This window comes from Streptomyces sp. XM83C, from assembly GCF_023072675.1.
GTDB lineage: Bacteria > Actinomycetota > Actinomycetes > Streptomycetales > Streptomycetaceae > Streptomyces > Streptomyces thermocoprophilus.
This window is the reverse complement of record NZ_JALLGL010000019.1, coordinates 24,965-39,631: the sequence shown is the minus strand read 5'-3', so window position 1 is coordinate 39,631 and position 14,667 is coordinate 24,965. Positions and strand designations below refer to the sequence as shown.

The following is a 14,667-nucleotide window of genomic DNA, read 5'->3' as shown; positions in this document are numbered from 1 at the left end:
CCTCCGACGCCCGCGCCCGCCCGGCAGGAGGACGAACTGGCCGAACGACGGCGGCGCCGTCAGGAGCGTCTCGAACAGGCCCGCGCGGCGGCCGAGGAGGCCGAGCGGCGACTCGACGCCGTGCACGCCGGACAGCGCGACACCGACACGGCACTGGAGCGGGCCCGGCGCGGCGAGGAACGGGTCCGGCGCCGACTGGCCGAAGCGGAGCGGGAGTCGGCGGACGCCGAGGAGCGGCTGCGGCGGGCGCAGGAGGCGTACGACGGCGCCCGCGACGCGCTGACGGAGGCTCAGGAGCGGCTGCGGCAGGCCGAACGTGAGACCCGTGACGCCGAACGCCGCGGCCGGGCAGCCGCCGAGGCCGTCACCCGCGCCGAGCGGGAGGCGAGGGAGGCGGCACAGGTGGTGAAACGCCTGGAAGGGCGCGGCAGCCGGGCGTAGCGGATCTCAGCCGCCCGGCGGCAGCGTGCGGGCCAGCAGCCCGTCGACGAGCGCCCGCAGGCCCTCCACGTATGTGTCACGCGCGGCCAGTTCGGGCCAGCGCTCGCCGATCGCCGCGAGGTGCGGCACACGCGAGGCGTCGAAACCGGAGAACGACGGCTCCCGCGTGACGACGGCGCCCTCCCCGCCGCGCCGGTGACCCGAATGCGCGCGCACCAGGATCTCGCCGACCGTGTAGTACCAGACGCTGCGGAAGACATGGACCGCCTGCTCCTCGTCGCACCCGCAGTCCCGCGCGCCCGCCAGGAGCCCCTCCACCAGCCACAGGGCGGACTCGTCCAGCAGGCCGACGAACCCGTCGACGGTGAGGATCTCCGCGGCCCACGGCCAGGCGACCAGCGCGTCATGGATCGCCGTCGCGGTCACCACGATGCGCTCGCGCGGGTCGTCCGGCAGCTCGGGCCGCTCGAACCGCTCCGCGTAGTCGTTGAGCAACAGGAGCAGCAGATCGTCCTTGCTGCGGATGTGGTGGTACAGGGTCGTCGCCCCGACCCCGATCTCCGCCGCCAGACGACGGATCGTCAGCTTCTCCCAGCCGTCCCGGTCGATGAGCCTGCGGGCCCCCTCCAGGATCTGAGCGCGTGAGGTGAGCGGCGGGCGGCCGGTGCGGCCCTTCGGGGCGATCGAACGGGGCATGCCACCCATCATGCCGCCCGCCCGGCCCCGGCCGCGCGAGGGGGCCGAGGTCGACGGGCCCCGCCCACCGGCATGCCCGCACACCGGGCTCCGGGCGGGGAGACGGCCGTCGGCTTCACAAGGGCTCGGCCGAGTGCTACTTTCGGAACATGTTCGAAAAGTCGGTACGGCAAGCCGGGGAAGGAAGCCGGTGATGACGAAAGATCCGCGCACAGCGGTGCGCGACGGGGCGGGGACGACCCTCGCCGCGGTCGCCGTCGTGCAGTTCATGGTGTCGCTCGACCTGTCGGTCGTGAACGTGGGACTCCCGGAGATCGCCGCCGGGCTGGGATTCGGCGCGGTCGGCCTGACCTGGGTGATCCACGCCTACGCCCTCACCTTCGGCGGGCTGCTCCTGCTGGGCGGCAAGGCCGCCGACCGCCACGGCCACAAGCGTGTCCTGCTGCTCGGCCTCGGCCTGTTCGGCCTGGCCTCGCTCGCCGGCGGCTTCGCCCAGGAACCCGGGCATCTCGTCGCCGCGCGGGCCGCCCAGGGCATCGGCGCCGCGGCCCTCGCCCCGGCGGCGCTGGCCCTGCTGGCCGCGACGTTCCCCGGCGGCCGGGCCCGCGTGCGGGCGTTCGGCGTGTGGAGCGCCATGAACGCCGCCGGTGGCGCCTTCGGTGTCCTGGCGGGCGGTCTGCTCACCGAGTACGCGGGATGGCGCTGGGTGATGTTCGTGAACGTGCCGATGGCGCTGTGCGCGCTGGCCCTCGCACAGCGCGGAGTCGCCGCCGCCCCGCCGGTGGACCGCGGCGGCCGGCCCGACATCGCCGGCGCCGTCCTCGCCACGGTCGGCATGACCCTGCTGGTGTTCGGTGTCGTCCGCACCGACCAGTACGGCTGGACGTCACCGGCCACGATGACGACCCTGTCGGTCGCGGCCCTGCTGCTCGGCGCGTTCGTCCACGTGGAGCGCACCACCGCCCGTGAGCCGCTGGTGCGGCCCGGCCTGATCGCCCGCCGCGCGGTCGCCGGGGCGAACCTCTGCAACCTGCTGCTCGGCGCGGCCATGGCGGCGGCCTTCTACTTCGTCTCCCTCTACGTCCAGCGGGTCCTCGGCAAGGGGCCGGCGCTGACGGGCCTGATGTTCCTGCCGTTCGCGCTCGGTGTGATCGTCGGCGCCTTCGTCGCCGTACGCCTCGCGCAGCGGCTCGCGCCGCGCACCCTGCTCGTCCCGGGGACTCTGCTGACGGCGGCCGGCTTCGCCTGGTTCGGCCTGATCAGCCCCGACGGCTCCTTCGCCGTGGACGTGCTCGGGCCGTCCGTCGTCGCCGGCGTCGGCTTCGGCCTCTGCCTCGGCCCGCTCGTCTCCGTCGCCACCGTCGGCGTGGCACCGGGCGAGGCCGGTACGGCGTCCGGGCTGCTCACCAGCTCCCGGCAGATCGGCGCGTCCCTGGGCCTGGCCGCCCTCGGCACGGCCGCCGACCACCGCACCGGCGACACCGTCACCCCGGCCACGCTCAACGACGGCTACGCCCTGGGCCTCACACTCAGCGCCGCCCTGCTGACCGTGGCCGCCCTGATCGCCCTCACCGTCCTGCGCGGCACCCGGCCTGCGGCCTCAGGGCCGGCCCCCGAGCCCGGACCGGCCCTGACGGGGACCGCCGAGCAGGCACGCTGACGGAGGCCGGTGCCGTACGGACGCGCGGAGGGCACCACCGCCGAAGGGCACGGCGGTCCCCCTCGGCGGCCGAGCCGGTCCCGGCCCGGCCGCGTGACCACCGCGTCGCATGCCGTGAAATGTCGGAAAAGGGTGCCTCGGGCGGCCAAGGCTGGGTACGCGGACGGGGTTGTGCGATCACACCCCCGAGGAGCGGAACCGATGAGCGAGCCCAACCCCTTGAAGAAGGCGGTTCACAAGGTCACCGAGACGGTGCGCGGCGACGGCGAGGGCCCGCCGGAGGGCGTCCCGGGCCGCCCCGGCAGCGAACCGCCGACCGTGGAGGAACCCACCGAGCCGCGTGAGCCGCTGCCGCTCAAGCCCGACCAGAGCGGCCCCGCGACCATCTCGCCGACCGGCGCGCCCACCGGGGCCGACCGGGCGCGGGCCGCACAGTCCGGCGCCCACCTGACCGACGCGCAGGGCGTACGACGCCCCGACACCGACCACTCCCTGAAGGCCGGCCCGCGCGGCCCCGTCCTCCTCCAGGACCACCACCTGCGCGAGAAGGTCATGCACTTCGACCACGAGCGCATCCCGGAGCGTGTCGTCCACGCACGCGGCGCCGCCGCCCACGGCGTCTTCCAGAGCTACGGCACCGCGGCCTCCGTGACCAAGGCCGCGTTCCTCGCCGAGGGCGCCGAGACCCCGGTGTTCGTGCGGTTCTCCACCGTGCTGGGCTCCCGCGGCTCCGCCGACACCGTGCGCGACACCCGAGGGTTCGCCACGAAGTTCTACACCGAGGAGGGCGTCTTCGACCTCGTCGGCAACAACATCCCCGTCTTCTTCATCCAGGACGCGATCAAGTTCCCGGACGTCATCCACGCCGGCAAACCCCACCCCGACCGGGAGATCCCGCAGGCGCAGAGCGCCCACGACACCTTCTGGGACTTCGTCACCCTGCACACCGAGGCCACCCACCACACCCTGTGGAACATGTCCGACCGGGGCATCCCGCGCTCCTACCGGACCATGGAGGGCTTCGGCGTCCACACCTTCCGCCTGGTCGCCGCCGACGGCGGCACCACCCTGGTGAAGTTCCACTGGAAGCCGAAGCTGGGCGTGCACTCGCTGGTGTGGGAGGAGGCGCAGATCGCGGCCGGTGTCGACCCCGACTACCACCGGCGGGACCTCGCCGACGCCATCGAGGCGGGCGCCCACCCCCAGTGGGAGCTGGGCATCCAGACCTTCCCCGACACCCCCGACCAGACCTTCGAGGGCATCGACCTGCTCGACCCCACCAACCTCGTCCCCGAGGAACTCGCGCCCGTCCAGCCGATCGGCCTGCTCACCCTGAACCGCAACCCCTCGAACTTCTTCGCCGAGACCGAACAGGTCGCCTTCCACGTCGGCCATCTGGTCCCCGGCATCGACATCACCGACGACCCGCTGCTCGCCGGGCGTCTCTTCTCCTACCTGGACACCCAGATCACCCGCCTCGGCGGCCCCAATTTCCCGCAGTTGCCGATCAACCGGCCGCACGCCCCCGTCAACGACATGCTGCGCGACGGCATGCACCAGACGGCCGTGCACCGCGGGGTGGCGCCGTACCGGCCCAACTCCCTCGACGGCGGCTGCCCGTTCACCGCCGGCGCGGACATGGGGGCGTACGTGGAGACGCCCGTCCTCGTGCCGGAGGCCACCAAGGTGCGCGAGGCGCCGGAGTCCTTCGCCGACCACTACGGCCAGGCCCGCAGGTTCTGGCTGAGCATGACCCCCGTCGAGCGGGACCACATCATCGGCGCCTACACCTTCGAGCTGGGCAAATGCTGGGAGCAGGCGATCAAGGAGCGCGCCCTTCAGGTCCTCGCCCACATCGACCCCGAGCTGTGCGCGGGCGTCGCCGAGGGCCTCGGCCTGCCCGCCCCGGAGCCGACGGAACCGCTCGCGGACGTCGAGCCCAGCCCGGCCCTGTCCCAGCTCGGGCGGACCTGGCCCACCGACGGACGGATCGTCGGCATCGTCACCGGGCCCGACGGCGACCTGGACGGCGTACGGGCCGTACGCGAGGCGGTCGTGGAGGCGGGCATGGGGGTTGAGGAACATCCATGTCAGATCGTGCGCTAAGCCGACGTCGGGCCTGGTGGGCGGCTGACGGAGCGTCGGCGGGCGGACCGGTCTGAAGTCATCTCACGGATAACGCCCTATTATCTGCGGGAAGGCTGATCGCGACCTGTGGGAATAGCCGCCAGGCCGTGCGCGAAGCGACCTCGTTATCTGCGGCAAGGGGGAAACGGTGCCAGCCGTCGTACAACTGCCCGCCGGGAAGATGCTGACTGTCCGTGCGGCGGCCGATGTGTTCCTCGACTCGCTCGGCAACCCGAACACGGTCCGCAACTACGGGATCGGGGTGGGCAAGACCGCCGAGCGGCTCGGCGAGGGCCGGCCGCTGGCGTCCGTCGCGGACGACGAGATCGGCGAGGCCTTGGAGCTGCTGTGGGGCAGCTCCGCGGTGAACACCTGGAATGCCCGGCGTGCGTCGGTGCTCTCGTGGCTGGGCTGGTGCGGTGAGCGCGGGTACGACGGCCCGGCGGTCCCGGCCTGGGCGAAGCGGCTCACCCCGCCGGACTCGGAGACCCCGGTCCGCTCGAAGATGGCGATCGACCGGCTGATCGCGCGGCGTGAGGTGCACCTGCGAGAGAAGACGCTGTGGCGGATGCTCTACGAGACCGTCGCCCGCGCCGAGGAGATCCTGGGCGTCAACATCGAGGAGCTCGACCTCGCCGGGCGCCGCGCCCCGGTGAAGGCCAAGGGTGCCCGTCCCCGTACCCGTCGCCGCGGCGCCGTCCGCGAGGACTTCGTTCTGGAGACGGTCTACTGGGACGCGGGCACCGCCCGGCTGCTGCCCCGCCTGCTCAAGGGCCGTACGCGCGGGCCGGTGTTCGTCACCCACCGCAAGCCAGGTCCCGGCAAGGTCGTCAGCCCGCGCGACATCTGCCCGGACACCGGGCTCGCCCGTCTCTCCTACGGGCAGGCCCGGATGCTGCTGGACGAGCACACGGCCCTCGGCGGTGAGCCGGGCACGGGCTGGGATCTGCATGAGTGGCGGCACTCCGGTTTGACCCACCTCGGCGAGGGAGGGGCGAGCCTGCTGATGCTGATGGCGAAGTCCCGGCACAAGAAGGCAGAGAACGTACGGAAGTACTTCCACCCCTCCCCGGAGGCGATCGCCGAAGTCACCAGCCTGCTCGCGCCGGGCGATCGCCGACGCTGACCGCGGGCGGGGTCCCTTCCCGGAATGGGAGACCAGCGGTACAGCCGCAGGCTCTGGTTCGATCACGAGTCCCGATTATCGCAGCACTGTTATATTAGTGCTGTGACACCTTCAGATCCCACAGCGCTGCCCGATCCCTGGCATTCCCTGCACGAGCTTCTGGCAGCCATGGACGCCGAGATCGAGCAGGTCTACGTCGAGCGTGGCATCAAGGGGGTGCGGCCTCGGTTCGCCTATCCGCTGATCCGGCTCGCCCATACCGGGCCACTGACCATTCGCGAGCTTGCGAAGTCCTTGGACCGCTCGCACTCCGCGATCAGCCAGACCGTCGCCGCCATGCGCAAGGAGGATCTGGTCACCTCCGAGCCGGGGCCTGACGCCCGCACCCGGCGGATCGACCTGACCGAGCGCGGCCGGTCGCTGGTGCCGTTCCTGGAGGCGGAGTGGCGCGCTACCCACGCGACGGTCGCCGAGCTGGACGGCGAGGTCCCGTACGCGATGACCACCGTTGTCGAGGAGGTGCGGCGGGCGCTGGAACGCCGGTCGATGCGGCAGCGGATCCTCCACCACCTTGTCGAGCCACCGCGATGAGGGGACGTGTCCGTGTCCGGTTCCTCGACACCCGCCCGCTGCGTAGCAGTCAGTCGTTTCGCGACCTGTGGATCGGCACCTCCGCCTCTCAACTCGGCGGACAGATAGCCAACGTGGCGGTGCTGGCCCAGGTCTGGGACCTGACCGGCAGCCCAGTAGGCACCGGTGCCATCGGGCTCGCCACCGGCCTGCCGATGGTGCTGTTCGGTCTGCTCGGCGGCACGTTGGCCGACACCTTTGACCGCCGTGCGGTGGTGCGGGCCACCACCGCGGGACAACTGCTGGCCGCCGCAGGGCTGTGCGCCCAGTCCTTGGCGGACAACCGCAACGTGCTGCTGCTGCTCGCCCTGGTGGCCATGGGGACGAGCTGCAGCGCTCTCGGCGCTCCTGCCCGGCGCACCTTCCCGGTCCGGCTGTTGCCGGGCGACCAGGTCGCGGCTGGTCTTGCGCTGACCAACGTCTCCTTCCAGGCCGCGATGCTGGCCGGGCCCGCGATGGCCGGGCTGATCATCGCCCGCTGGGATTTCCCCGCCGCATACGCGACCCAGGCCGTGGCCATGATCGTCTCGATGCTCGCGGTGGTCCGCCTGCCTGCCATGCGGCCCGAAGGCGCCGACGCGGCAGGCGGCAGGCGCCGGCCGGAGCGTGGCGGTTGGCGGATCGTCCTGCGCCGCCCGACGCTGTGGGGCTCGATGGCCACCGACCTGTCCGCAACGCTGCTCGCCATGCCCATCGCGCTCTTCCCGCTGGTCAACGAGATCCGCTTCGGGGGAAACCCGCAGACCCTCGGCCTGTTCCTCTCGGCCGTCGCGGTCGGGGGGATCACGGCAGGTCTGCTCTCCGGCACGGTGACGCGCTGGCGCCGTGGCGGCTTGGTCCAGCTGTCCGCAGCCGGGGTCTGGGGCCTGGCGCTGGCCTGTTTCGGTCTGGCGGGGCCATTGTGGCTGGCGCTCGGCTGCCTGGCCGTGGCGGGCGCTGCCGACACCGTGTCTGTCGTCACCCGCAGTGCCCTGGTCCAATTGGAGACCCCGGACGCGTACCGGGGACGGGTCTCCTCTGTAGAACACGTCATCGGTGTCGCGGGCCCCGAACTCGGCAACTTCCGTGGCGGCCTGTTGGCGTCGGCCACCTCTGCCTCCTTCTCCCTGGTCTTCGGCGGACTGTCCGCCATCCTGGCGATCGCCGCCGTGGCCGCGACCAACACGCCCCTTCGCGCCTACCGCACGCCGCCTGCTGCCGCGAAGCCGACCGTCCCTGGGGTCGCCGACGCGGCGGCGACCGCTGGTCAGGTTTCCTGATTCGCCTCCAGCCTTGAGCCCGGGAGAGGGGACGTCAGCGTCCTGCGCAGCTGACGACCCCTCACTGAGTGTCATTCCTTGTCGGCGGCGTCCGGATCGCGCAGCGGACGCAGGCCCCCGGGCAGCTCGGGGAGTTGGAAGGAATACCGGCCGAGCATGTTGATGTGATGGCGGACGAACGGGGAGAGGCGGGCCACGTCTTCGTCGCGGACATCGAACCCGTCCTCACGCAGCTGCGTGACGGCGGCGTCCATGTACCTCGTGTTGAAGAGCACGAGGGCGTTGAGGACCAGTCCGAGGGCGCCGATCTGGTCCTCCATGCCGTCCTGGTAGCGCTGGTAGAGCTGTCCGGCCCGGCCGTGGAAGATCTTCCGGGCGAGCGCGTGGCGGCCCTCCTGGAGGTTGGCCTGCACCTTGATCTGCCGCCGGTAGCCGGGCTCGTCGGCCAGGCGCAGGATGTGCAGGGTCTTGGCGATCCGCCCGTAGTGCGCGATCGCGTCGCCGAGCGGGGTGGGCCGTCCGTCCCGCGACAGCATGCGGATGACGTCGTAGGCGCGCACGGTTCCGGTGTGGATGGAGCCGATGATCCGCAGGATGTCCTCCCAGTGCCGTTCGATCCGGGCGAGGTCGACCCGGCCGCGGGCGGCGACGTGGAAGGCGCCGTAGTCGGCCGCGCGGTCGATGCGCCACATCTTCTGGTCCGGCAGGTCCGCCAGCTGCGGCGCGTACGCGAACCCGGCCAAGGTCAGCAGTCCGAACACGATGTCGCTGTACGAGGCCGTGTCCGTGACGATCATCTCCGGGCGCTTGCCGCCGTCGCGGTCGTAGAGGACGTCCAGCACATACAGGGAGTCGCGCGGGGTGCCGGCAACCACCTTCCCGCCGAGCCCCGCCGCCTGGTCGTTGATCATGTTCAGCCAGGTGGCGCCGCCCCGGCGCCCGAAGTACTTCGGGTTGGGCCGCGCGTACACGGAGGGGACGGGGACGACGAACCGCATGCCGTCCACGGAGGCGACCAGGCCGCCGCCCCACGCCTGCGCGAGGCCGATGGACGCCTGGTGCTCGATCAGGGTGGCGTTCGCGGCCCGGTAGGTCGAGAGCCGCAAGTAGGTCTGGTCGACGTGGGATAGCCGCCCGTACTTCAGCGCGTCGATCCCGCCGATCACGGGGGTGTAGCCGACGTTGCAGCCGTGCGCGACCAGGAGCGCGGCGATCGTGACGTGCAGGTCCTTCAGCCGGGCCTCGCCGCCGGTGACCGAGGTGAATGCCTGGTCGGCGCCGGTCCAGGAGAACACCTCCAGCAGCACCTCGGGCAGGTCCACGCGGGGCAGCATCGCGTTCACGGCGGCCCGCAGATCCAGCCTCGCATGCCGAGGGCGGCGATCTCCTCCGCGCGCTTCAGCGCCCCCTTCATCTGCGGGCCTGACACCCGTACCGGACCGCGCCGCAGCCGGTCCAGCTCCGAGACCCGCTCGCCGGGCGGAACGGTCAGCAGCGAGTCCAGCACCGCCCGCTGACCGACGTTCAGCAGCCCGTATAGGGTGTCCCACAACCGCTGGTTCGCCGCCTCCCGCACCGTGCCCACCAGCCGGGCCAGACGGCTCGCCCCCGGCAGCAGCACTCGCCCCTCGCGCAGCCAGCCCGCCGCCGCGTCGAACAATGCCTTCGGCCCGTCCCCGGTCGTCCACGCCCGCGCGTCCAGCCAGACAGCCAGCTCCTCGCGGACCTCGGCGAAGTCCCGCCAGCCCCCGGACTCCTGGATCTCCCCGGCGTGCGTACGGGCCGTACCGTCCCGCTCGCCGTACAGCTTCAGGCACGAGGCGTCCGCGATCTCCAGTTGCTCGGCCAGGTACTCGGCCACCTCCGCCGGCACCTGCCGCGGGTCCGACATGAATCGGCCCAGGAATCGCACGCTCGTGAGCTGGACCGCGAAACTTATCTTCAGCCGCAGAACTGGACGTGGCTCTGACCTGGGTCGTTGCGTGTTGGCTGGTGTCGGTGACGAACCGGGTCAGCAGGGTCCGATGGTCTTCGTCGGTCGCTGGCGGGGACTGCTGGTTTCACCCGAAGAGGTGACGGCGGCGGCCCGCTGCTGTCCGAGCACGCGGGCGAGCTGGTCCCTCAGTTCGCGCACCTCTGCCTCCAGCTGACGGTTTCGGGCCGTCGCGGCCTCCAGCCGCCGCAGCAGGGAGGCGTCTGACGCGCGCTGCTGGTCGGGGACTTGTGGTGCCGATGACGCTGGGCCGTGTCGCTCGCGCAGGCGGTCGATCTCGGCCCGCAGGTCGGGCTGGGTGTAGAGCCAGGACCGCGAGACGCCGGCCTCGCGGGCGACGGCATCGAACGAAACAGGCTGCCCGGCGGCGTCCATGCGCCGCAGAGCGGCGATGGCCCGTTCCCTCGTTGCCGCGGCCCGCTCACGGGCGGCGGCGATGATGTGAGGTGAGTTGTCAGCCCGCATCAGCGGCCTCCTGCGGCCCGTCGGCTTCGAGTTCGGTGATCATTCGGTCGAGGTTGGCCACGACCTGCTCGTTCATCTCGGCCACCCGCTGATGTCCGCAGCCCTTGGCGTTGTCGATGAGCGTCAGCGTCCGCCGGTGCTGGGCCTTGAGCTCGGGCAGGAACTCTGGGCCGGTGAGGAAGACCGGGCAGGTCAGGCAGGCGTTGGCGTGCGGGCAGCTCTTCTGAACAGGCAGTCCGCAGTAGCCGTTGGGGAGGGTCTGGGTGGCGAGACCGTAGCGGGTCTTGGCCCACTCGGCCTGGGCCAGCGGCCCCTCGGGGTCGAGGGTGACGCGCTCGCCCCGGATGTTGACCTTGGTTGCGGCTTCCCAGCGGCGGCGGACGGTCTGGTCGGTGATCCGCGCGTAGTGGGCTGTCATCTGGTGGGAGTCGTGATCGAGGAGGACACGGACGACCTCCTGCGGGACGTCGCGGTTGATCAGCCTGGTGGCGAAGGTGTGCCGCCACTGGTGCGGGGTGAGGTGGACCGGCTGTCCGTTCTCGTCGCGGATGTCGCACTGGGCGAGCCAGCGCTTGAGCATCTGCCGGTAGGTGTCCGGGGAGAAGTGCCGGGTGCCGTCGGCGTTGCCCTTCAGCCGGGGGAAGAGGTGCGGGTTGCCGTCCGGCCAGCGCTGAAGGACGCGCTGCTGCTGGGCCCGGACTTCGGCCTCGGTCTCCTCGTCGATGGGGACGGCGGCCTCCCGGCTCATTTTGTTGTTGAAGTAGCGCAGGTAGGGGGCGCCCTGGCCGTCGTGAAGCAGGCAGTCGAACTGGATGGTGCAGGCGTCGGAGACCCGCAGGCCGCAGCGGATCAGGATGAGCGTGATCAGCCGGGCTGCGGGATCGGTCCACCGGTCGAGGTTCGCCGGCTGTTCGACCTGGGTCATGATGTGCTCGGCCAGGTGGCGGGCGAGCCGTGTGCGGCGCCGCGGGCAGTCGCCGGTGAAGAACGCGGCGCTGGTCGGCAGGGAGTCGTCCCAGCCGTGCTGGCGGATGGCCTGGAAGAACAGGTGCAGGCCGTTGACGCGGCTCTCGTTCGAGCTGAGCCCGCCGGGGAGGTCGGTCAGCCAGGCCAGGTAGCGCTCCAGCAGGGCCCGGTCGACGTCGCCCAGGCCGCGGACGGCGGTGGGGCCGACGGCGGTGAGGAATTCGCTGAACCGGGTCAGGGCCTGCATGTAGCCGGTGACCGTGCTGACGTTCAGGCCGGACGACAGCCGCAGCCGGATCCACCGCTTCGCCAGCACCCGCAGCCAGGGCTGGGTGATGCGGTCGAACCGCAGCTCGCTGCGAGGACGGGGCCGGCTTGCGCTGCGGTTGAGCCCGGTCAGCTTGCCCAGCCGCCATACGTCCCGGGCGTACTCGACCTCCCAGCCGGTGCCGTCGCGCAGGGTCTCGACCGCGTCTCTGGCGTAGAGGAGGAATACCGCGACGCGCTTGTCGTAGCCGCCGGACCCTCGACGCTGATAGGGGTCGGCGACCCGCTGCCACCGCTCGGCGGAGTAGTCCAGCAGGGACGTGACGCGCTCCTCGCGGGCCCAGCGGATGGCGGCAGCGATCATGCGGGCCGGGGCGGTGACGGTCTGCTCGTCGCGGCGGGTCTGGACGGCGTACTGGAACTCCAACCTGAGCTGCGGTGCCAGGCCGCGGAAGTCCACTCGGGGCAGGCCGAAGGACTCGCACTCGACGATGAAGTCCTCGACCGGCGGGGCGCCGTCCTGGCGCCACCGGACGTGGTGGCTCTTGCAGAACGCGTTCGACGCGTTCTCCACCCACAAAGTGCAGTTGGGCAGAGCGCACTCGGTGGGGTCGGTGCCTGGCAGCGGCGGCGCGGAGGCCGCCCAGGCGGCGGGATCGGTGCTGCCGGAGCGGGACCACTTGTCGCGATGCCGCGAGCACAGTCCCTTGCCGGCGGCGCCTAAGCGGCAGCCGGGGACGGTGCAGTGCGTGAGCTCGCCCAGGCCCCGGAGCGGAGGGCCGGGGTCGGCAAGGAACACCGCGAGGTCAGGGCGTCCGTCCCGGCGCCAGCGCTGGGCATGGCCGGTGCACAGGCCCTGCTCGTGCGCGGCGCGGTTGCAGCCCGTGATTGGGCAGCGCTTCCAGCCCAGCACTGGGTCGTCGGCGTCGGGGACCAGGACGTCGACGCGGAACTCCGGACGGACGGCAAACAGCAGTTTCTCCAGCAGCCCGGGCCGACCGAGCGGGCCCGCGGGCAGGGGTGTGACGGTCACAGCCGCACCTCCCGGCCGGTGAACCAGCCCGCCGCTTCCAGCGTCCGGCGGGCGTCCTCGACGGTGAGGTGCCCGTACGTATCCATCGTGGTGGTGATCGAAGCGTGTCCGAGGAGTTCTTTCACGCTCTCCATGCCGGCGCCCTTGCGCAGCAGCCAGGTCGCGTAGGTGTGCCGGAACTGGTGCGGCTCGAAGTCGATGCCGGTGCGGCGGCGCAGCCGTTCCACCAGGTCATAGACGGCGGAGTAGGTGAGCGGGCGGCCGTGCGGGCGGCCCCAGAGGTTGACGAACACGTAGTCCGAGTCGAGGACGCCGTACTCGCGGTTGAGGTAGTCGGCATACAGCCGCATCAGCTCCGAGCTGACCGGGACCTCCCGTGAGCGGCCCGACTTCGCCCGCACCCGATTCGCGTTCGGCCTCGGGATGACGCTCACCTGCCGCTCGGCCAGCGCGATGTCCTCGTGCCGCAGGCCCAGGGCCTCGCCGATCCGCAGCCCGGTGTCCAGCAGCAGCGCGAACAGCAGCCGGTCCCGCAGATGCTCGCACCCATCCAGCACCGCCTGGGCGTCCCCGGCGGACAGCACGACCGGTCGCCGCCGCGGCTGCCGCAGCCGGATCGTGCGGGCCCTCTGCGGACGGCTCTTGGCGATGTGCTCCAGGAACGGCTTGTAGGAACTGCCGCGACCGCGGCGGCCGGCGGGCCGCATCGTCACCATCAGCTCGCCGAGCGGCACCCCATGGCGGGCGTGGAACTCGCAGAACGACGACAGCGCCGCGAGCTTGCGGTTCACGCTGGACTCCGCGCAGTGGTGGTCCGCCGTGGGCAGCACCGCGACCCTTCCGTCCCGGGCCTGCGGCGGCAGCCGCAGCCAGCCCACGAACCCGGCGACGTCCTCCAGCGTCACCGACCGCCAGTCCAGCCCCCGGCCGGCCAGGTAGACGAACCAGTCCTTCAGATCGTGGGCGTACGCCTTGACCGTGTTCGGAGACTTCTCGCCCCAGGCCAGGTAGGCCAGGTAGCGCTCGATCGGTGCGACCGGCACGTGGTCGTCTCCGAGCACGGTCCACGACTCTGCCTCCGAGTCCGGCATCAGCACGCGCTGTACCCGCATGGAACCTCCCGTTCATCCGTGGTGGATGACGGAAGGTAATCCCATCCAGGACGGGGCCGAGGGGCCTTCACCCGTACGTGCTGGACGTGATGGACACAGCCTCACGGACTCCAGATAACGAACCCGAGCCGGTTGTGTGCCCGGCGTTTTGCCTGCACCGCCTCCCGGTCCGCGTCGTCCAGGAAGAAGTACCGCTCCAGCTCCGCCCGCGAGGGCACTTCGTGAAACGACCCGTACCGGGCCGCCTGCTCGTCCGTCAGGAACTCGACCGCCACAACAGCTCTCCGAAGATCGACAACAGCGACCCTCGAAGGCTCTGACGCTCAATCACCCCAGGTCAAAGCCCCAACCAGCCCGGAGAACCCTTAGCGCACGATCTGACACGGGTGTTCCTCAGACCCCGGCATGGTGCCGCTCGTGGTGGCGCCCACCGGCGGCACCCTCGAAGGCGGCGACGGCGCGGGCGCACTGACCGTGCAGCGGACCTTCGCCACCGCCCGGTCCATCGAGTTCGACGCCCTTCTGCTGGCCGGAGCACCCGGGGTCGCCGCCGACGCGTACGGCGGCAAGGACGCCAAGGCCGGGCTCGCCGACGGCACCACGCCGGGGCACGACCCGAGGGTCTCCCTGCTGCTGCACGAGGCGTTCCGGCACGGCAAGGCGATCGGCGCGTGGAAGGGCGCCGAGGCCGTCCTGGAGGCGGCCGGGGTGCCCGCCGGCGCGCCCGGCGTGGTGGTCGCAGACAGCGGCACCACCGCCCTCGCCGAGGTCACCCGGCTGCTGGGCGCCCACCGCGTGTGGGAGCGCTTCACACGCTGACGGGAGGGGGCGTACGGGGGACCGGCGGCCGGGCGCGAGCCCGGGGCCCGGTTCCGCCCGCCGCGCGCGTTGT

General features: G+C 71.9%; 9 protein-coding genes and 4 pseudogenes. 7 read left to right on the top strand and 6 right to left on the bottom strand.

The genetic code is table 11. The features are described from left to right. A pseudogene (locus MTQ10_RS04345) lies at positions 1-441 on the top strand (hypothetical protein); the annotation flags it as partial. Positions 442-447: 6 nt separating this feature from the next. On the opposite strand, the gene MTQ10_RS04340 reads toward MTQ10_RS04345, so the two are convergent. Next, positions 448-1,137, bottom strand: a complete 690-nt coding sequence (locus MTQ10_RS04340; RefSeq protein WP_247462383.1) for a TetR/AcrR family transcriptional regulator — start codon at positions 1,135-1,137, stop codon at positions 448-450. Between the two features lie 193 nt (positions 1,138-1,330). On the opposite strand from MTQ10_RS04340, the gene MTQ10_RS04335 reads away from it, so the two are divergent. The 5 genes from MTQ10_RS04335 to MTQ10_RS04315 all read left to right on the top strand — a co-directional run bounded on the left by MTQ10_RS04335 (position 1,331) and on the right by MTQ10_RS04315 (position 7,939). Further along, complete coding sequence (locus MTQ10_RS04335) at positions 1,331-2,797, top strand: MFS transporter (protein ID WP_247462380.1); 1,467 nt, start codon at positions 1,331-1,333, stop codon at positions 2,795-2,797. Positions 2,798-2,998: 201 nt separating this feature from the next. Beyond that, complete coding sequence (locus tag MTQ10_RS04330) at positions 2,999-4,903, top strand: catalase (protein WP_374117563.1); 1,905 nt, start codon at positions 2,999-3,001, stop codon at positions 4,901-4,903. 169 nt (positions 4,904-5,072) lie between these two features. Beyond that, a complete protein-coding gene (locus tag MTQ10_RS04325; RefSeq protein ID WP_247462379.1) occupies positions 5,073-6,050 on the top strand; it encodes a tyrosine-type recombinase/integrase in 978 nt (325 codons plus the stop codon). A 102-nt stretch (positions 6,051-6,152) separates the two neighbouring features. Beyond that, a complete protein-coding gene (locus MTQ10_RS04320) occupies positions 6,153-6,641 on the top strand; it encodes a MarR family winged helix-turn-helix transcriptional regulator (protein WP_247462377.1) in 489 nt (162 codons plus the stop codon). Continuing rightward, on the top strand, positions 6,638-7,939 hold the full coding sequence (locus MTQ10_RS04315; protein WP_247462374.1) for an MFS transporter: 1,302 nt from the start codon (positions 6,638-6,640) through the stop codon (positions 7,937-7,939). Before MTQ10_RS04320 ends, MTQ10_RS04315 begins: the two co-directional genes overlap by 4 nt. Before the next feature lie 71 nt (positions 7,940-8,010). Here the strand turns inward: MTQ10_RS04315 and MTQ10_RS04310 are convergent. The 5 genes and pseudogenes from MTQ10_RS04310 to MTQ10_RS04285 all read right to left on the bottom strand — a co-directional run. After that, positions 8,011-9,830 (bottom strand): annotated as a pseudogene (locus MTQ10_RS04310) (Tn3 family transposase). A 120-nt stretch (positions 9,831-9,950) separates the two neighbouring features. Further along, positions 9,951-10,397 carry a DUF6262 family protein gene (locus MTQ10_RS04300; protein ID WP_247462370.1) on the bottom strand — a complete coding sequence of 149 codons (447 nt, stop codon included), beginning with the start codon at positions 10,395-10,397 and terminating at the stop codon, positions 9,951-9,953. Beyond that, positions 10,387-12,663: a tyrosine-type recombinase/integrase gene (locus tag MTQ10_RS04295; RefSeq protein WP_247462368.1), complete on the bottom strand. Its 2,277-nt coding sequence runs from the start codon at positions 12,661-12,663 to the stop codon at positions 10,387-10,389. Before MTQ10_RS04295 ends, MTQ10_RS04300 begins: the two co-directional genes overlap by 11 nt. After that, positions 12,660-13,775, bottom strand: coding sequence for a tyrosine-type recombinase/integrase (locus MTQ10_RS04290; RefSeq protein WP_247462366.1), 1,116 nt, complete (start codon positions 13,773-13,775; stop codon positions 12,660-12,662). The genes MTQ10_RS04295 and MTQ10_RS04290 overlap by 4 nt, the downstream gene beginning before the upstream one ends. 113 nt (positions 13,776-13,888) lie before the next feature. Continuing rightward, positions 13,889-14,050 (bottom strand): annotated as a pseudogene (locus MTQ10_RS04285) (DUF4158 domain-containing protein); the annotation flags it as partial. Between the two features lie 121 nt (positions 14,051-14,171). On the opposite strand from MTQ10_RS04285, the pseudogene MTQ10_RS04280 reads away from it, so the two are divergent. After that, positions 14,172-14,594: pseudogene (locus MTQ10_RS04280) on the top strand (catalase HPII); the annotation flags it as partial. Between the last annotated feature and the right edge of the window lie 73 nt (positions 14,595-14,667).

Bases quoted from the DNA above. Each gene is read 5' to 3' on its own strand.
- MTQ10_RS04330 (WP_374117563.1), top strand. From the start codon at position 2,999: ATGAGCGAGCCCAACCCCTTGAAGAAGGCGGTTCACAAGGTCACCGAG.
- MTQ10_RS04335 (WP_247462380.1), top strand. From the start codon at position 1,331: ATGACGAAAGATCCGCGCACAGCGGTGCGCGACGGGGCGGGGACGACC.
- MTQ10_RS04340 (WP_247462383.1), bottom strand. From the start codon at position 1,137: ATGCCCCGTTCGATCGCCCCGAAGGGCCGCACCGGCCGCCCGCCGCTC.
- MTQ10_RS04300 (WP_247462370.1), bottom strand. From the start codon at position 10,397: ATGCGGGCTGACAACTCACCTCACATCATCGCCGCCGCCCGTGAGCGG.
- MTQ10_RS04290 (WP_247462366.1), bottom strand. From the start codon at position 13,775: ATGCGGGTACAGCGCGTGCTGATGCCGGACTCGGAGGCAGAGTCGTGG.
- MTQ10_RS04315 (WP_247462374.1), top strand. From the start codon at position 6,638: ATGAGGGGACGTGTCCGTGTCCGGTTCCTCGACACCCGCCCGCTGCGT.